Origin of the sequence: Neopararhizobium haloflavum, from assembly GCF_002750855.1 — a bacterium.
Taxonomy (GTDB): Bacteria; Pseudomonadota; Alphaproteobacteria; order Rhizobiales; family Rhizobiaceae; genus Georhizobium; species Georhizobium haloflavum.
This window is the reverse complement of the sequence record NZ_NWUC01000002.1, coordinates 371,058-389,147: the sequence shown is the minus strand read 5'-3', so window position 1 is coordinate 389,147 and position 18,090 is coordinate 371,058. Positions and strand designations below refer to the sequence as shown.

At 61.9% G+C, this 18,090-nt stretch carries 17 protein-coding genes; 11 read left to right on the top strand and 6 right to left on the bottom strand.

The window, feature by feature from the left end:
- Positions 1 to 288 precede the first annotated feature (288 nt).
- Together CN673_RS06285 and CN673_RS06280 are read left to right on the top strand one after the other, a co-directional pair.
- Positions 289 to 1,068 carry an outer membrane protein gene (locus tag CN673_RS06285; protein ID WP_099865377.1) on the top strand — a complete coding sequence of 260 codons (780 nt, stop codon included), beginning with the start codon at positions 289 to 291 and terminating at the stop codon, positions 1,066 to 1,068.
- 190 nt (positions 1,069 to 1,258) lie between these two features.
- On the top strand, positions 1,259 to 1,999 hold the full coding sequence (locus CN673_RS06280) for an outer membrane protein (RefSeq protein ID WP_245409804.1): 741 nt from the start codon (positions 1,259 to 1,261) through the stop codon (positions 1,997 to 1,999).
- Positions 2,000 to 2,063: 64 nt separating this feature from the next.
- Here CN673_RS06280 and CN673_RS06275 read toward each other — a convergent pair whose 3' ends face one another.
- On the bottom strand, positions 2,064 to 2,285 hold the full coding sequence (locus CN673_RS06275) for a hypothetical protein (protein ID WP_099865375.1): 222 nt from the start codon (positions 2,283 to 2,285) through the stop codon (positions 2,064 to 2,066).
- A gap of 185 nt (positions 2,286 to 2,470) precedes the next feature.
- On the opposite strand from CN673_RS06275, the gene CN673_RS06270 reads away from it, so the two are divergent.
- Positions 2,471 to 3,646, top strand: a complete 1,176-nt coding sequence (locus tag CN673_RS06270; protein WP_099865374.1) for a phosphoserine transaminase — start codon at positions 2,471 to 2,473, stop codon at positions 3,644 to 3,646.
- Positions 3,647 to 3,731: 85 nt separating this feature from the next.
- A complete protein-coding gene (gene serA, locus CN673_RS06265) occupies positions 3,732 to 5,327 on the top strand; it encodes a phosphoglycerate dehydrogenase (protein WP_099865373.1) in 1,596 nt (531 codons plus the stop codon).
- 48 nt (positions 5,328 to 5,375) lie between these two features.
- Here serA and CN673_RS06260 read toward each other — a convergent pair whose 3' ends face one another.
- Complete coding sequence (locus CN673_RS06260; RefSeq protein ID WP_099865372.1) at positions 5,376 to 6,002, bottom strand: hypothetical protein; 627 nt, start codon at positions 6,000 to 6,002, stop codon at positions 5,376 to 5,378.
- Positions 6,003 to 6,258: 256 nt separating this feature from the next.
- Here CN673_RS06260 and CN673_RS06255 point away from each other — a divergent pair, with 256 nt between their 5' ends.
- Entirely contained in the window at positions 6,259 to 6,696 is a 438-nt protein-coding gene (locus CN673_RS06255) for an FKBP-type peptidyl-prolyl cis-trans isomerase (protein WP_099865371.1), read from the top strand.
- Between the two features lie 57 nt (positions 6,697 to 6,753).
- Positions 6,754 to 6,972 carry a hypervirulence associated TUDOR domain-containing protein gene (locus tag CN673_RS06250; protein ID WP_099865370.1) on the top strand — a complete coding sequence of 73 codons (219 nt, stop codon included), beginning with the start codon at positions 6,754 to 6,756 and terminating at the stop codon, positions 6,970 to 6,972.
- 89 nt (positions 6,973 to 7,061) lie between these two features.
- On the opposite strand, the gene CN673_RS06245 is transcribed toward CN673_RS06250, so the two are convergent.
- Positions 7,062 to 8,873, bottom strand: a complete 1,812-nt coding sequence (locus CN673_RS06245; RefSeq protein WP_099865633.1) for a methyl-accepting chemotaxis protein — start codon at positions 8,871 to 8,873, stop codon at positions 7,062 to 7,064.
- A 176-nt stretch (positions 8,874 to 9,049) separates the two neighbouring features.
- Between CN673_RS06245 and CN673_RS06240 the strand changes: the two genes are divergently transcribed.
- Positions 9,050 to 9,520, top strand: a complete 471-nt coding sequence (locus tag CN673_RS06240; protein ID WP_157928813.1) for a GNAT family N-acetyltransferase — start codon at positions 9,050 to 9,052, stop codon at positions 9,518 to 9,520.
- Here the strand turns inward: CN673_RS06240 and CN673_RS06235 are convergent.
- Positions 9,499 to 10,410 (bottom strand): DMT family transporter, encoded by a 912-nt coding sequence (locus CN673_RS06235; RefSeq protein ID WP_198585914.1) that lies wholly within the window; start codon positions 10,408 to 10,410, stop codon positions 9,499 to 9,501. The two genes, CN673_RS06240 and CN673_RS06235, sit on opposite strands and share 22 nt — an antisense overlap.
- 199 nt (positions 10,411 to 10,609) lie before the next feature.
- On the opposite strand from CN673_RS06235, the gene CN673_RS06230 reads away from it, so the two are divergent.
- Entirely contained in the window at positions 10,610 to 11,908 is a 1,299-nt protein-coding gene (locus tag CN673_RS06230) for an adenylosuccinate synthase (protein ID WP_099865367.1), read from the top strand.
- 76 nt (positions 11,909 to 11,984) lie between these two features.
- Entirely contained in the window at positions 11,985 to 14,582 is a 2,598-nt protein-coding gene (locus CN673_RS06225; protein ID WP_099865366.1) for a hypothetical protein, read from the top strand.
- A gap of 88 nt (positions 14,583 to 14,670) precedes the next feature.
- On the opposite strand, the gene rpoH is transcribed toward CN673_RS06225, so the two are convergent.
- Positions 14,671 to 15,576, bottom strand: coding sequence for an RNA polymerase sigma factor RpoH (rpoH, locus tag CN673_RS06220; RefSeq protein ID WP_099865365.1), 906 nt, complete (start codon positions 15,574 to 15,576; stop codon positions 14,671 to 14,673).
- Positions 15,577 to 15,789: 213 nt separating this feature from the next.
- Positions 15,790 to 16,815, bottom strand: a complete 1,026-nt coding sequence (locus CN673_RS06215) for an RluA family pseudouridine synthase (protein ID WP_099865364.1) — start codon at positions 16,813 to 16,815, stop codon at positions 15,790 to 15,792.
- 38 nt (positions 16,816 to 16,853) lie between these two features.
- Between CN673_RS06215 and CN673_RS06210 the strand changes: the two genes are divergently transcribed.
- Together CN673_RS06210 and CN673_RS06205 are read left to right on the top strand one after the other, a co-directional pair.
- A complete protein-coding gene (locus CN673_RS06210; protein ID WP_099865632.1) occupies positions 16,854 to 17,243 on the top strand; it encodes a hypothetical protein in 390 nt (129 codons plus the stop codon).
- A 7-nt stretch (positions 17,244 to 17,250) separates the two neighbouring features.
- Positions 17,251 to 18,084: a TrmH family RNA methyltransferase gene (locus CN673_RS06205; protein ID WP_245409803.1), complete on the top strand. Its 834-nt coding sequence runs from the start codon at positions 17,251 to 17,253 to the stop codon at positions 18,082 to 18,084.
- The last annotated feature ends 6 nt before the right edge of the window (positions 18,085 to 18,090 follow it).

Genomic DNA, 18,090 nt, shown 5'->3' with positions numbered 1-18,090 from the left:
CCGTCCCTGGCATGTGGACGAAACCGCAAGGCCGGAGAGCAACAGCAAAATTGACTGTAACTTGTTGATCTCCAAGTCGAAGATCGTTTTCACAATATTGTTCATTGACGAGATAGGCGCGAAAACGAGCCGTCTCAAAGCTCTAAAGCGGATCATCAAACGCGCCACACCTCGTGCAATCATGCTTAAGAAGCGTGGTTAAGCTCAACTTAACCTTTGCTGTCCATTATCCATCCCAGATTTGGACAAGGCCTGAAGCCTCGGGCCGATGGGGCAAGGATTGCAGTCATGAAAACGAATGTTTCGCTGGCGCTCGCGACGCTGATGCTGGCAGGCGCATCGCTGCCGGCCAATGCAGCCGACCTTTATATTCCACCGGTCGTCGAGGAGCCTGCGCCGCTACCCGTCGGCGGTTGGTACCTGCGCGGCTCGATCGGCATGAGCAACCAGTCCATCGACAGATTGTCCTATGAATATTTCGACGTCGAAGGTTACACCCACACATTCCTTGATGATGGCGGCTTCGATTCTGCGCCCACCGTCAGCCTAGGCTTCGGCTACCAGGCGAACGACTGGCTGCGCGGCGACATCACCGCCGAGTATCGCGGCAAGGCCTCCTTCAACGCCCTCGATCGTGTCGTCGAGGACGCCACCGGCTTCACCTATACCAACAACTATGAAGCCAAGAAGTCCGAATGGCTCTTCCTGGCCAACGCCTATGCCGATCTCGGCAACTTCCACGGCATCGTTCCCTACATTGGCGCCGGCATCGGGACGTCGCGCAACACGATCTCGCACTTCACCGATGACAACAGCGCCGGCGGCGGCGGCTTTGCGGGCAAGGACTCCGAATGGGATCTCGCCTGGGCCCTTCATGCCGGCCTCGGCTATCAGGTCACTGATCGCATGACGGTCGATTTCGGCTACAGCTTTGTCAATCTCGGTGACGGTTCTACCGCCCCGGCAGAGAACTACGATCCGATGTTCTCCCGGCCGAATGACGGCTTCAAGTTCGAGGACATCACCTCGCACGACTTCAAGCTTGGCCTTCGCTACGCGTTCAATTGATCGAACACCATCCTCCCGGAAAAACCCCGCTGCGGCGGGGTTTTTTGTGTCCGTCGGCGAAAGGTGTCAGCCGACCATCGTGGTTAAGAAACATGCTTAACCGCCACTTAACCACTCATCACCATACTGGATCGATCAATGGTTGGGCGGGGCGGCTCACGAGCCCGCATCAGGAAACGAGGATTGCGTGATGTTGAAGCGGGCAATGACGATGGGTTTGGTTGCGGCGGCAACCGCGTGTGGAACGATGCAGGCCTTCGCGGCCGATCTCGATCAGATCATCTATGCACCCGAACTCGACCGGACCGTTCCGGTGGAGATCGGCAACGGCTGGTATCTGCGCGGCGATATCGGCTACTCCGTCGAGACGGACGGCGGCCTGAAGCGGTTCACCTACCAGGGCGTCGAATACGATCTCGATGACCTCGATCTTGCACGTATCGACAGCGACATTTCCGCTGGCGGTGGCGTGGGCTATCAGTTCTCGGACTTCTTCCGTGCCGACGTCACGGCCGAATATTCGGAAGGCGAGGGCGCGATCAACTTCCCCGGCATTGCCAGCGACGCGGATTTCGACGCAATCACGCTGATGGCCAACGCCTATGTCGATCTCGGGACCGTGGCCGGCTTCACCCCATATATCGGCGCCGGCATCGGCTCGACCCGCGTTGACTGGGGCCCGCTGCGTGCCGATACGATCCCGAGTTCAACGCCGATCGAAGTCAAGGGCGATGCCGAATGGCGCCTGACCTACGCGCTGATGGCCGGTGTCTCCTACGATATCACCAAGAGCCTCAAGCTCGATGTCGGGTATCGCTATCTCGATGTCGCCGATGGCTCGCTGTTCAACGATGCGCTCTATGGCAGCGGCGAGGACGATGGCTTCTCCAAGCACGAGATCCGTGCTGGCGTGCGTTACGCCCTCTGGTAGGCCGGAAGATCGCAAAACTCTTCGACAGGCGCGTCCAAACGGCGCGCCCGTCGTTTCGGCAAGATCACCAGGGGCTGGTTTCGGAACGCTGCTCGCCCGCTCCGCCCGGCGTATTGCGGGCCCTGCGTAGCTCGCTGATCTGCTCCTGACGCATCTCGGATGCGGTCTTCACCGGCGGTGAACGGTACTCCGTATATCCGGCGTAGCCGCCGCTGCATGCTGTCAGCGCGCCGACTGCTACTGCCAGAAGCGCCACCCGACGAAATGCCTTCCCAAAATTTCTCATGCGAACCTCGCCTTGATGCAGCCGTGAGATATCAGGGTCGCTTTGTGCGGCCTTGATGTAGCCATGACAAGACCTTCGCGCCCATCCCAGCAAATTCGCTTGCCAAGATATGCCGCTTTCGGTAATGGCGACGGCGGGACACCTCTCCCCAACGAGAGGCTTACTATCTGGAAGGGTAGACTGACATGACGACTATTCCGACGCCCGAAGTGCGTCCGCAAAACCCCAATTTTTCCTCAGGCCCTTGCGCCAAGCGACCTGGATGGTCGTTGGACGAATTTTCGACCGAGACCCTCGGTCGCTCTCACCGATCCAAGGTTGGCAAGGCGCGCCTGGCCGAAGCGATCGACCTGACCCGCGACATCCTTCAGGTTCCCGCCGATTACCGCATCGGCATCGTACCGGCGTCCGATACCGGCGCCGTCGAGATGGCCTTGTGGTCCTTGCTCGGCGCGCGCGGCGTCGACATGGTCGCCTGGGAAAGCTTCGGCTCCGGCTGGGTGACCGATGTGGTCAAACAGCTTAAATTGCCTGATGCGCGCAAGATCGAGGCAGGCTACGGCGAACTGCCCGACCTTTCGTCGATCGATTTCGATCGCGATGTCGTCTTCACCTGGAACGGCACGACCTCGGGCGTGCGTGTGCCCAATGCAGACTTCATACCCGCCGATCGTGCCGGCCTGACGATCTGCGATGCGACGTCGGCCGCCTTCGCGCAAAAGCTCGATTTCGCCAAGCTCGATGTCGTCACCTTCTCCTGGCAGAAGGTGCTGGGCGGCGAGGGTGGACACGGCGTCCTCATCCTGTCGCCGCGCGCCGTCGAGCGTCTTGAGACCTATAGCCCCGCCTGGCCGCTGCCCAAGATCTTCCGCATGACCAAGGGCGGAAAACTGATCGAGGGCATCTTCAAGGGTGAGACGATCAACACACCCTCCATGCTCTGCGTCGAGGATTATATCGATGCCCTGAACTGGGCGAAGACCGTCGGCGGTCTGGACGGCCTCGTGGCCCGCGCCGACGCCAACGCCGGGGTAATCTTCGATTTCGTGAAGAAGACGCCGTGGATCGCCAACCTCGCGGCGGACGACGCGACCAGGTCCAATACGTCGGTCTGCCTCACCATCGTCGACCCGGACGTCATGGCAGGCAGCGAAGACGCGCAGGCGGCTTTCGCCAAGGCCATGGTCGGCAAGCTCGACAAACAGGGCGTTGCCTACGACATCGGCGCCTATCGCGACGCGCCCGCCGGCCTCAGGATTTGGTGCGGTGCCACGGTCGAGACGGCCGATCTTCAAGCTTTGATGCCGTGGCTCGATTGGGCGTTTCAGTCCGAGAAGGCCGCGCTCAAGGCGGCGGCCTGATCTCTGCTTGATACGGACAGCGCGCTCATCGCGCTGTCCGCTCCAATCCAGACAATCCCATCCGACTTTTCAAGGAGGCCATGAAATGGCACCGCGCGTACTCGTATCCGACGCTCTTTCCGAAACCGCCGTTCAGATCTTCAAGGACCGCGGCATCGAAGTCGATTTCCAGCCCAAGCTCGGCAAGGACAAGGAAAAGCTCCTGGAAGTCATAGGAGACTATGACGGCCTGGCGATCCGTTCCGCCACGAAGGTAACCGAGAAGATCATCGAGGCGGCCGGCAATCTGAAGGTCATCGGCCGGGCCGGCATCGGGGTCGACAATGTCGATATCCCGGCGGCGTCCCGCAAGGGCATCATCGTGATGAACACGCCCTTCGGCAACTCCATCACGACGGCCGAGCATGCCATCGCCATGATGTTCGCCGTCGCTCGCCAGCTCCCTGCCGCCGACGCATCGACTCAGGCGGGAAAGTGGGAAAAGTCCAAATTCATGGGTGTCGAAATCACCGGCAAGACGCTTGGCGTGATCGGATGCGGCAACATTGGCTCCATCGCTGCCACCCGCGCCATCGGCCTGAAAATGCATGTCGTCGCATTCGACCCGTTCCTGTCGGCGGAGCGCGCCGAGCAGCTTGGTGTCGAAAAGGTCGACCTCGACACGCTGTTCGCCCGTGCGGATTTCATTACCATGCACGTGCCGCTGACCGACAAGACCCGCAACATCATCAATGCCGCGGCCATCGCCAAGATGAAGGACGGTGTCCGGATCATCAATTGTGCGCGTGGTGGCCTCGTCGTCGAAAAGGACCTGGCCGACGCCATCAAATCCGGCAAGGTGGCAGGCGCAGGCTTTGACGTGTTCGAAACAGAACCCGCGATCGACAGTCCGCTGTTCGGTCTCGAAAACGTCGTGTGCACACCGCACCTCGGCGCCTCGACCAGCGAGGCACAGGAAAATGTCGCGCTGCAGGTCGCCGAGCAGATGTCGGACTATCTCTTGAAGGGCGCCGTCACGAACGCCATCAACATGCCATCCATCTCGGCGGAGGAAGCTCCTCGTCTCAAGCCCTTCGTCAAGCTCGCGGACATGCTCGGCGCCTTCGTCGGCCAGGCGACGGAATCGGCGATCAAGGAAGTTGAGGTGCTGTATGATGGCGTCACCGCCGAGCTCAATACCAAGGCGCTCTCATCGGCCGTTCTCGCGGGCCTGATCCGTGCGCAGGTCGCCGACGTCAACATGGTTTCGGCGCCGATCATGGCCAGGGAGCGCGGCATCCTCTTTTCCGAGGTCAAGCGCGACAAGTCGGGCATTTTCGATGGCTATATCCGCCTCACGGTGAAGACGGAGAATCAAACCCGCTCGATCGCCGGCACGGTCTTCTCCGACGGCAAGCCGCGCTTCATCCAGATCAAGGGCATCAACCTTGATGCTGAGATCGGACGTCACATGGTCTATACGACGAACGAGGACAAGCCCGGCTTCATTGGCCTTCTCGGTTCGGTATTCGGCAATGCCGGCGTGAACATCGCCAATTTTCAGCTTGGCCGCGACAAGGCCGGCGGCAACGCCATCGCACTGCTCTATGTCGATGGCCCGGTCGACGAGAAGGTGCTGGATGAGTTGCGCAGCCATCCGCAGGTTCAGTCGGCCAAGGCGCTGGAATTCAACGTCGATTGATCGTCGTCGGCGATCGTATCAGGAAGGCGCGCCGCGCGGCGCGTCTTCTCATCCGGCAGCTGTGACCAGTCGCGCGAGTTTTCTCCGCTGACGCAGCGAAGCGATCTGGTTCGCGAGCGTCGTTTCCGGCCGCAGAAAGATGCGCCCGTTTTCCTCGCTGACGCGAAAGCTTCGATGGGCGCCGATAAGGGTGTTCTTGGAGGTATAGACGGCTGCCACCGTGACTGTGAGCGTGTCGACATCGGAGATGTCGTTCGGCCCCTCGGTTGACGAACTGCGGACACCGATCGCCGTGTCGACCAGATCTTCGAACGACCCGATATCCATGAAATCACCTTCCTTGAGGGGGCCTTGCTTGGTCCGCTCCATGGCCTGCGAGGCCGTCTCGTCGCTGCCGAGCGTCTGCATGTCCGATATCGTGGCTGTCCAGTGTCGCCCGCCGCTGCTCATGTCCAGCAGGATGGCCTGCACATAGACGGCGCTCGCGCTCATGTTGCTGATGAGGCAGTGGCTCCTGGCGTCATTGCCGGCGCTTCTGTTGATTAGAAGGTTGGGGCGTTTTTGGGCGCGGAACGACAGATAAAGCAGTTGAAAATACAACAGCCAGATAAGGAGCATTCCCGCATTGAGCAGGGTGTTCAGTGCCTGGGAGTTGTCGTTCAACCAATTCATCATGTGTGTTTCATCTCGCGCTCATATTCATCGCTCGCCCAATGAATCGGCGCGCAGAATGTTCCAAAAGACGCGAAGACGCGTGTTTTTCGCTGATTTTGACGCGAAATTCGTGATTCTTGTTCTGCAGCGTTTAAATCGCACGATAAATGCCTATGTTCGGCCTCGAGCCTGCGTTCGGGGTGAAAGCTCCGTTCCGGTGCCGTCCAGGAGGGGACGGCCGCAACAAACCGAACACCGAACACGAAGAGGTTTCACGATGACCAAGGCCAAATCCGGCGATACCGTTCGCATCCACTACACCGGCACGCTGACAGACGGCACGCAATTCGACAGCTCAGAAGGGCGCGATCCGCTGGAGTTCACCCTTGGCACGGGGCAGATCATTCAGGGTCTTGACGCTCAGGTCGAGGGCATGGAAGTCGGCACGAAGGACAAGGTCACGATTCCCGCCGACCAGGCCTATGGTCCGCGCAATCCGCAGAACATCCAACAGGTGCCGCGCGACCAGATCCCGCAGGAAGTCAACGTCCAGCCGGGCGCACAGCTTCAGGCCCGCACCCAGGACGGCAACACCGTAATGCTGACGGTTGTCGAGGCCTCCGACGAGCACGTCACGGTGGACGCCAACCATCCGCTGGCTGGCCAGGATCTCGTTTTCGCCGTGGAACTGGTCGAGATCGTCAAGGCCGCCTGATTTGCGGAACGGTCGCTTCAGTCTCCCGTTATCGGCGATCGATGATGGGAGATTGACATGGACGCCTATCGCAAGGGCAGCAAGGTCGAATGGAAATGGGGCAACGGCGTTGGCTCGGGCAAGATCGCCGAGGTCTTCACCGAGAAGGTGAAGCGAACGATCAATGGCTCCGAGATCACACGCGATGCATCCAAGGATGATCCGGCCTATCTGATCGAACAGAGCGACGGCGGCCGGGTGCTCAAGGGCCATGGTGAACTGACCAAGGCCTCTTGAACCTGAAGGCCCCAGATGAACGACAAGGACCCGCGCGATTGCTTGCGCGGGTCCTTTTGTTGGAAGCTTTGAAGCCGACGTGTCTGAATTCAGGCCGCCTGGCGACCTTCCTCGTGCAAGGTGGCGCCGGTGGAGAAATGCTGCAAAAGCGAGGCGAGCTTGCGGCTCTCGCCGGCCAGCGACTGGCTTGCAGCGGTCGTTTCCTCCACCATTGCGGCGTTTTGCTGGGTCATCTGATCCATGTGGTTGACCGCGGTGTTGACCTCACGAAGACCAACGGCCTGCTCCTGGGCCGATGTTGCGATGGTGTCGATCCGCTCGTTGATCTGCTGCACCTGTGAGGCGATCGCCTGCAGCGAATTGGCGGTCTTCTGCACGAGATCGACGCCGGTCGTCACTTCGCCGGTAGCGGTCTGAATCAAAGTCTTGATCTCCTTGGCAGCGGTTGCCGAACGTTGCGCCAGTTCACGGACTTCCTGGGCGACGACGGCAAAGCCTTTGCCCGCGTCACCGGCACGCGCTGCCTCGACGCCGGCGTTGAGCGCCAGGAGATTGGTCTGGAAGGCGATGTCGTCGATCACGCCGATGATCTCGGTGATCTTGGCCGACGATGTTTCGATCCGCTCCATCGCGCTGATCGCGTTGGTGACGACTTCGCCTGAAGTCTTGGCGCCCTGCGAAGCTTCGGCCACCATGCGCCGGGCCTCTCCGGCACGTTCGGATGCGTTCTGAACGGTCGAGGTGATTTCGTCGAGAGCCGCGGCTGTCTCCTCGAGCGAGGCGGCCTGCTGCTCGGTCCGCTTCGAAAGGTTATCCGTGGCCTCGCTGATCTCCGCAGCGCTGCCGTTCACGAACTCCGTCGACTGCGCAATGGATTGTACGATGTCGCGCAGCGTTTTCACCATCGCGTTGAAATCGTGGCGCAGCTTGCCATAGTCGTTGCCCAGATCGTCCACCTGAACGGTCAGATCGCCATCCGCAAGGCGTTCGAGCGCCGAGCCGAGCGCGGAAACGACGTTCGACTGGGCCTTGTTGGTTGCCGCCATGCGCACATCGTTGACGCGGCGCTCTTCATCGATCTCGGCTTGCTGATGCGCCTTGCCCGCTTCCAGTTCAGTCCGCTCGATCACCGATTGGCGCAGGCTGACGAGCGTCTTGGCCATCTCCCCGATTTCGTCGCGGCGGTCAGTATCAGGTACGTCGCGGTGGGTGTCGCCCTCCGCCACTTCCCGCATGACCGTCTTCAACCGATCGATCGGCTTCTTGATGGAGCGGCCGATGAGAAACGCGCCGAGCACCGTTGCGACGGCTGCGAAACCGAGGGTGGCGAATGCGGTGAGAACGGAGCGCAGATACATCGCATCGAGATCGTCGACATAAACGCCCGTGCCGACGACCCAGCCCCACGGCGCAAAGCCGGCGACATGCGAGTACTTCTCGACCGGTTCCTCGAAACCGGGCTTCGGCCAGTAGTAGTCGACAAAGCCCGAACCTTCCGCTTCGACGAGATCGACGAACGCCTGAAAGAAGTATTTGCCTGTGGGATCCTGCATGCCGGACACGTCCTGGCCGTTCAGCTTGGCGTTGATCGGGTGACGCACCATGATGTGGTTCATGTCGTTGACCCAGAAATAGCCGTCCGTGCCGTAGCGTACCGCCATGATCGCGGCCAGCGCACCTTCCTGCGCCTCGCCCTGGCTGAGTTCGCCCGCCTGCTCGCGCGCATGAAACGCCTCCATGATGGAGAGCGCGCCGTCATTCATTTCTTCGAGCTTCATCTTGCGCTCGGCGATCGTCGCGTTGTGGCCGGCATAGGTCTGATAGGCGACCGCGGCTGCCATGATGGCCAGAGCCAGGGCGGTCAGAAGATAGATGCGTGTGGAAATTCTCAGCGATTTCACGAAAGGTCCCCCGAAATTATTCGGTCCCACCATTCCTGCATAAATTCTAAGCAAATCTTAGCGTCGACTCCCAAATGTCGAACTGCGCCTCGGCGTCTTTACCGCCCCCTCGGACGGATGCTAACCCGGCGCCAGATTCGAACGAGGTACACTTCATGCATCGATGGCGCCCTGCGGTGACTGCGGACATAGAGCGTATTGCCCATATCTCCTCGGTGGCGCTGGCTGGCTATCCTGAGGACGTCGCGATTTTCGAGGAATTGCTGGCGCTGGCGCCGGCGGGCTGCTTCGTCTTGGAAATGCACGGCGAAGTCTGCGGCTACCTTGTCAGCCATCCATGGATGCGCGGCAGGCCGCCTGCGCTCAACGAGACCATTGGATCGCTGCCTGCCAAACCTGACAGCTGGTACATCCACGACCTGAGCCTTCTTGAGCAAGCTCGCGGGTACGGTGCGGCGCGTGAGGCGGTCGAGATCGCCTCCCATTGCGCGCGGCAGTCCGGCCTCGCCATCGTCTCGCTGGTCGCGGTCAATGGAGCGGCCGGGTTCTGGCAGGCGCAAGGCTTCGGCGCCAAGATGTCCGAGGGCATGTCAGGGCACATCGCCAGTTACGGCGACGATGCGCTTTATATGGAGCGGGCGGTCTGATCGCGCGGCACGGACGGTTTGCCGCGTTCCGCCAGCGCAATGCCGCCGAGGACGAGCGTCAGCCCGACGAGGTGGAAGGCATAGAGTGATTCACCGAGGATCACCACGGCCAGCAGCGTGCCGAAGATCGGCACCAGATTGACGAACAGTCCCGCGCGGTTTGCGCCGATCATCTCGTTGCCGCGTATGTAGAGTCCCTGAGCGAGAAGCGATGGGAAGATGGCGGTGAAGAGCGTTACGAGCCAGCCGCGCGTGTCCGGCCAGATCAGTGATCCCATCGCCGCTTCGGTGGCCGCCAGCGGCAGCGAGGCCAGGAAGGCACAGCCGGCCAGCACCGTCAGAAGACTTTGCCAGTGAAGCGCCGGTTTCCATCGCAGCGCGACGGTGTAGCCGCCGTAAAAGAGTATGGCCAGCAGCATCAAGGCATCGCCGCGGTTGAGTTCAAGCGCCAGCAGACGGCTCGGGTCGCCGTTTGAAACCGTGATGGCGACGCCGACCATGGTCAGGGTGAAGCCGATCATCTGAAGCCAGGTCACCCCGATCCTCAGCAACAGGAAATTCGCACCGAAGATCACCAGCGGCATGCCGGCCTGTTCGATCACCACGTTGATGGTGCTGGTGTAGTTCAGCGCCAGATAGAGCATCGAGTTGAAGCCCGCGAACCCCACCGCGCCGAGGAGGAAAAGCTGGAGAAAATGCGCCTTTATCGCAGGAAGATCGCGGCTGACGTGACGAAAGGAAAAGGCCAGGATGAACAGAAACGCGAAAAGCCACCGGAACGTCGTCAAGAGTAGCGGAGAGATATGGCCGACTGCCAGCTTGCCCGCGACCGCATTGGCGCCCCACACCAGCGCCGTCAACATCAAGATCGTATAGGCGCGCATGTGCAAGGGCTGTTATCTCCGCCAGTTTTCCTGCTGCGCTTCTATCTGCACCAGGCGCGCTCCGCCACCCCGATGCAACCGAGGTGTGCCTTCGGCGCAAAAGCCCATAGAGCCGGGGTCGCTTTCTCGGCGCCAAATCATTATAGATGCGCCGATTTGACGGAAGGCGACTGACGGTCGCCGCTGCGACCTCGAAAGGACGGTTATGGCGAATGTGGTGGTTGTCGGCTCGCAGTGGGGCGACGAAGGCAAGGGAAAGATCGTTGACTGGCTGTCCGAGCGTGCCGACGTCGTGGTGCGATTCCAGGGCGGTCACAACGCCGGCCATACGCTGGTCATTGACGGCACGGTCTACAAGCTCTCGCTGCTGCCGTCGGGTGTGGTGCGCGAAGGCAAGCTGGCGGTGATAGGCAACGGCGTGGTGATCGATCCGCATGCGCTCGTATCCGAAATCGACAAACTGGCGGGGCAGGGCCTTTCGATCACGCCGGACAATCTGCGCATCGCCGACAACGCGACGTTGATCCTTTCCTTGCACCGCGAACTCGACGGTTATCGCGAAGATGCGGCCTCCAATTCGGGCACGCGGATCGGAACCACCCGGCGTGGCATCGGTCCGGCCTATGAGGACAAGGTCGGCCGCCGGGCCATTCGCGTGATGGATCTCGCCGACATCGAGACGCTACCCGGCAAGGTCGACCGTCTGCTCACCCATCACAATGCGCTGCGGCGCGGTCTCGGCCACCCCGAGGTTGCCCATTCGGCCATCATGACGGAGCTGACGTCCGTTTCCGAGCGCATCCTGCCGTATCAGGAAACGGTCTGGCGCCTTCTCGATCAGCATCGCCGCAAGGGTGCGCGAATCCTGTTCGAAGGGGCGCAGGGCACGCTGCTCGACATCGACCACGGCACCTATCCCTTCGTGACGTCCTCCAACACCGTCGCTGGCCAGGCGGCCGCCGGCTCCGGCATGGGGCCTGGGGCTGTCGGGTACGTGCTCGGCATCACCAAGGCCTACACGACGCGCGTCGGCGAGGGGCCGTTCCCGACCGAGCAGAACAACGAGGTCGGCCAGTTCCTGGGCGAGCGCGGACATGAGTTCGGCACCGTGACCGGTCGCAAGCGGCGTTGCGGCTGGTTTGATGCGGTGCTGGTGCGCCAGGCGGTCGCCAACAACGGCATAACCGGTATCGCGCTCACCAAGCTCGACGTCCTCGATGGTCTGGACGAACTGAAGATCTGCATCGGCTACCGCATCGACGGAGAAGAGGTCGACCATTTGCCGGCCAGCCAGGGCGCCCAGTCGCGGGTCGAACCCATCTATGAGACGCTTGAAGGGTGGAAAGAATCCACCGTCGGCGCCCGGCGCTGGACCGATCTGCCCGCTCAGGCGGTCAAGTACGTTCGTCATATTGAAGAACTGATCGGCGCCCCGGTTGCACTTCTTTCCACCAGCCCTGAGCGTGACGACACCATACTTGTGACGGACCCCTTTGAAGATTAGTTTGCTTTGCCAAAGCATTTACGCCTTATTCGGCTTATAGGGACCGAGACTTGGAACGACGGAAGAGCAATCCTGAATGGCGGATTTCGTAGCAGTCATTAAGCGCGCGGTTGACGGTCTGTCCGATCAATCGCCGCCAATGCGTCAGCGCGTTTACGACAAGGCGCGTGTGGCTGTCCGTCGCCAGTTGGAGAGCATGTCGCCGCGCCCGTCGGAACCGGCGATCGAAGGCCAGTTGGCCAAGCTTGAAGCGGCGATCGAGAGCGTTGAGGTCGAGTTTGCCGAACCGGTCCTGACGGACGAGGATTTCGTCTTTGACGATCTGGATTCGTCTAGCGATTCGCCGACGGCCCCGAGCGAGCCGTCGTTCAACGAATCGGGTGCTGACGCATCGCCTGCCAGCCCGCCGGATGAGGGCCCGCGCGAGCCGGAGCCGGACCACCAGACGCACCATGAGCCTTCCGGCCAGTCGCCTGAACCGGCACCTGTTCAGGCCAGCGAGGATGAGCGCGTCGTTTCCGATCAGGACGCTGTTGCGCACGAATCGCCCGTAGAACATCTTCCAGAGCCAGAGCCAGAGCCAGAGCCAGAGCCAGAGCCAGAGCCAGAGCCAGAGCCAGAGCCAGAGCCAGAGCCAGAGCCAGAGCCAGAGCCAGAGCCAGAGCCAGTTTCAGCTTCTTCGCTAGAAGGCGTCGAGGCTGGCGACGCCGACCAGCCTGCCATGCCGGAAACGTCACCGCCGCAGGAGACGTCAGTCAAGCCGGCGGGTCCGACGCCGGTGCCCTTTGGCACCTATGCGATCGGTCGCGCGCCGTCCTTTCCCATTCCTCCACGCCGTGACGAAGCGGTCGAAGCGCCGCCGCCGGTGGGCGGGTTCACGCCGAGCCGTTACCAAACCGGATTCGGGGCGCGCCCCGAGGAGCCTGTCGCTCCACCGGCTGAACCTGACGATACGCCTTCGGCTGAGCAGGTCGAAACGCTGCCCGCACCCGAGCCGGTCGAGGCTACGGCGCTGGAGACCCCTGGCGCTGCGGTCGCGGACGGCATTCAGGCTGAACAGCCTCCAGCCGAACCGGAGTGGACCGCCGCGGAAGATGAACTTTCGGCCAGCGGCGACGAACCCCCGGCCGAACCGGTGGAATCGCGTGACCTGCCGGATGTGCCGGAAGCATCAGACGGGCCCGAGCAGACGGGACACGGATTCGATGACGGTCTGATCAACGACAGCAACGATTTTGCAGCGTTCGATTATGAAAAGGCCGGCGAGGATCAGGAGCCGCCTGCGCCCCACGTGGAGACTTCCCCGGCCGGGTCACCGGCTGATCGTGATGAGGACAGTGCTGAATCCTTCTTTGAGAAGGAATTGCGTCGCAGCGAGGCGAATGAGGCAGAAGGGCCGCAGTCAGCCCATTTGGACTCCGTGGCAGCCGATGCATCGGCTGCGCGCACGCTGAAGCCGGCCGCCGACACCAAGGCAGAGCCAGGCGATAGGGAAGCCGATTTCGGATTCGATCGGAAGGAAGAGCCGCTGGCCGCGGCAGCCGATCGCGCTGCGGCCCGCCGACGCGCTCTGCGCGTTGGAAAGCCACCATCGAGCGGACGCAAGCGTCTCATCGCTGGCGTTGTCGGCCTCCTGCTGATCGCAGGCATCGGCATCGCCGCCTGGACGAACCAGGATCGGATCGTCGCCCTGTTCGGTGGCGGCAGCTCCCAGGTGGCCGATGTCGACCCGTCTATCGAGCCCGAAACCCCGGTGACACCTGAAGAGCCGGATGAGGATGTCGCCGCTGCCGACAGCGAGCCGGCCGACGAGATTGCGCCGGCAGCGGTGGAAAAATTCACCCAGCGCCTTCTGCCCTCGGGCCGCGAGGTGGACGAGGGGCCGGCACCTGGACGTGACCAGCCGGAACCGGGAGCGGAGGGACGCACCCTCGCCATGCAGACCGAAGCTGGAAGCGAGGCCGACGAGAACGGGGGGGCGGCAACGTCCGGCGAAGCCATTTCGCAGGAAGAGATCGCCGGCAGCGAGGCTGCCGATAGTGGCGCCGTCGCCGAAGCCGAAGCGGAAGTGGCCGATGAGGCTGCAACGACCGGTGACGATGCTGTGATCGGTGTCGGTCAGACCATGTTCCTTTACGAGGAGCGGCTTGGTCAGCGCGGCCCGACGGCGCTGGAAGGATCGGTCGTCTGGAGCACAGTGACGGAGTCGCCGGGCGGTGATGCCCAGCCCGAAGAAGCGATCCGCGGCGAGATCACGGTGCCTGAAAAGGATCTGACCGCCCTGATCACCATCAGGCGCAACGCCGACACGTCCCTGCCGGCCAGCCACCTGATCGAACTCGTCTTTTCCTTGCCGGCAACGTTCGAAGGCGGCGGGATTGAGTCGGTTCAGCGCGTCGCCTTCAAGGAGACCGAGCAAGCGCGTGGCAACGAACTCATCGCTGTTCCAGCGAAGATCACGGACGACTTTTTCATGATTGCGCTCAATGACTACGCCGAGGCGGTCTCGACCAATATCGATCTCATGAGCGAACGTGACTGGATCGATATCCCGGTGGTCTATGGCAATGGACGCCGCGCGCTGATCACGCTCGACAAGGGGGCGGTCGGTAGCGAGATCTTCGAAGAGGTCATTTCGATATGGCAGCGCCGGACGGGCAGTTCGGCGGGATAGAAAGCCGCATGGTCAGACGGCCATAAAAAAACCCGGCGTCGTCAAACGCCGGGTTTTTTTGTCGTTGGAGCGTGTCCGATGGCGGTTGTCAGGCATCCTCGACGGCGCGCAAGGAGCGCGCACGCTCGGCGGCCGTCTTCTTGACGGCATCCTGAACCTTCTCGAACGCCCGAACCTCGATCTGACGGACCCGCTCGCGGCTGATGTCGAACTCCCCGGAAAGATCCTCCAGGGTGATCGGGTCCTCGGAAAGCCGACGCGCCTCGAAGATGCGCCGCTCACGGTCGTTGAGCACATCAAGCGCTCCCGCCAGCATGCCGCGGCGGTCTTCGAGCTCGTCCTGCTCGATGAGCATGTCTTCCTGGCTCTCGGACTCGTCGACGAGCCAATCCTGCCATTGACCGGATTCGCCCTCGCTCGCGCGGATCGGCGCATTGAGCGAGGCATCGCCGGACAACCGCCGGTTCATCGAAACGACTTCATCCTCGGAAACCTTGAGCGTCGTCGCGATCTCCTTGACCTGCTCTGGCTTCAGGTCACCGTCCTCAAGCGCCTGGATGCGGCCCTTGAGCCGGCGCAGGTTGAAGAACAACCGCTTCTGGTTGGCCGTCGTGCCCATCTTGACCAGCGACCAGGACCGCAGGATGTACTCTTGAATCGACGCCTTGATCCACCACATCGCGTAGGTGGCAAGACGGAAGCCGCGCTCCGGATCGAATTTCTTGACGGCTTGCATCAGGCCGACATTGCCTTCGGAGACGACTTCGCCGATCGGCAGGCCATAGCCGCGATAACCCATCGCGATCTTGGCGACGAGCCGCAGATGGCTTGTCACCAGCTGGTGGGCGGCATCGCGATCGCCATGTTCCTGATACCGCTTTCCAAGCATGTACTCTTGCTGCGGTTCCAGCATCGGGAATTTGCGGATTTCCTCTAAGTAGCGGTTGAGACCGCCTTCGCCGGAGGAAATAGACGGCAAGGCATTTCGGGCCATGCGAGCACCCCTTCCATTTTTTCGCGGCCCCCGAGAGGCAGGCCGTAACGCCGCTGTCCGTGAGGGACCAGCAGCCTTTCAATGACAGATAATTACGGCGGAAAGGCGGATCAAGTTGCGTATCCGCTATACGCACGCTGTGAACGCTGCGTCTCTATCCGCGTTGTTCGAGAAACCGCGAAATCAGAGATTTGTTCCGTCTATCCGGATGTTTCAGAGCTGACGGAAGCCGTTCAGCAAAGCCGCCATGTCTTCCGGAGGCGGCGCCTCGAACCGCATGATGTCACCGCTGCGCGGGTGCTCGAACTGCAGCAGGAATGCGTGAAGCGCCTGCCTTGGGAAGCGATCGACGAGACGCTTCAAGTCTTCCGGCAGACGGTTGGATTTGGTCCTCAGGGCCGCGCCATAGTCCCGGTCGCCGATCAGCGGGTGGCCGAGATGTGTCAAGTGGACGCGGATCTGGTGCGTTCGCCCCGTCTCCAGTCTGCATTCCAGCAGTGATGCGGCGGCTTGAGCATCCGGCGTCTCCGCAAAACGCTCCACGACGCGGTAATGCGTGATCGCTTCGCGTGCGTCGCCGCCGAGCTCGCGCTTCACCGCACGCCGGACCCTGTCACCCGCCCGGCCGAGCGGCGCATTGATCGTGCCCGCCAGCCGCTCGGGACGGCCCAACACCAGCGCAAGATAGGCCCGCTCCAGGGCGCCGGTGCGGCCATGATCGGCGAACTGATCGGCCAGATGGCGATGGGCGATGTCGTTCTTCGCCACCACCATCACACCGCTGGTGTCCTTGTCGAGCCGATGGACAATGCCGGGGCGCTTGACGCCGCCGATACCCGAAAGGCTGGCCCCGCAATGATGGATGAGCGCATTGACGAGGGTGCCGGTCCAGTTGCCCGCAGCCGGATGAACGACGAGGCCGGAAGGCTTGGCGATAACGATGAGATCGTCGTCTTCGTAAAGCACCTCGAGCGGGATCGCCTCTCCCTTCGGTTCCGGGTCTTCTGGGTCCGGTATGGAGAACGAGACAGCATCGCCCGGCCGGATCTTGCGATGCGGATCGCGTGCCGGCTCGCCATTGACCGTGACCGCGCCTTCCTTGATCAGGGCTTTGACGCGACTGCGTGAAAGATCTTCGCCGGCTTGCGCCGTCAGCCACGCGTCGATGCGCCCGCTGGCGCTTTCATCGGCCGTCAGCACTTTCTTATTCGAGGACGCTTCGTTAAAGGGGTCGGCCATGGGTGTCCCGCCGCAGATGAGGCGAATTGAGGTTGATGATGTCGAAACAGGAATTGGACGAAACGGACGAAAAGCCGCTCGACCCCGAGGTGGAGAAGGTGCGGCGCAAGATGGTCCGTCTTCTCGTCGTCTCGATCGGCATCATGATTCTCGGCGTTATGACGGTGCTTGCCGCCGTTGTCTACCGTATCGCGCAGTCTGACGAGACGCCGGCTGCTGTCACGGCAGGAAGCGCACCGTTCGATGGGGCCGCGTCCACGCCGATCGCCGCGCGAGCCAATTTGCCTGCCGGCTTCTCGGTTGACGACGTTGCTCTCGACGGTGGGCGCATTTTGTTCTTCGGTGAAGATGAGACCGGTCAGACGCGCGCCTATGTGTTCGATATTGCCGCCGGCCGCATCGTGGCCGACGTCACCGTAGGCCAGTGAGGTCGAAGTGAGCGACCGGCGCGTGGAGGTCGTGACCGATCCCGCCGACCCGCGCATTGCCCCCTACCGCTCTATCCGAGAACGCGACATGCGGCGGCAGGAAGGTCGTTTCATCGTCGAAGGAACGGTCGTGCTGCGCATGCTGGCCGACGTCCATGGCGGGCCGGGCGGGTTCCGCGCCGAGAGCCTGTTCATTCTGGAGAACCGGCTCGCCGGGGTTAGAGAACTCGTCGATCGGTTTCCGCCTGAAGTGCCCGTGTTCGTCGCCTCCCGGGCAGTGATGGATGAAGTGGCCGGCTTTCCCATGCACCGCGGCGTTCTCGCGCTTGCAAGCGATCGCGAGGCGATCAGCCGCCAGGACGTGCTCCAAGGACTGCCGGATCCGGCACTCGTGCTCGTGGCATGCGGCATATCCAATCACGACAATGTCGGTGCGCTCTTTCGCAATGCCGCCGCGTTCGGAGCCGACGCGATCGTTCTCGACGAGCAGAGTTGCGACCCCCTTTACCGAAAGGCCATCCGGGTTTCGGTTGGCTCGGTGCTCAAGGTACCATTCATGCGAGGCGGCTCCGAGAGCGTCATGATAGAGGCGCTGGAGGCCTCCGGCTTTGAGCTTTGGGGCCTATCTCCGCGTGGAGAGGTTCCGGTCGGAGCAATCGAGCCCGGCCAAAGGGTCGCTCTTGTCGTCGGAACCGAAGGCGAGGGGCTTTCCCAATCGGCCATGGCACGCATGCGCACGGCACGGATCGAGCAGCTGTCCGGCCTTGACAGCCTGAACGTTGCGACAGCCGCTGCCATCGCTTTGCACACATTTGCACTGCGGATGGGCAAATTCAGTTGAAGAGGC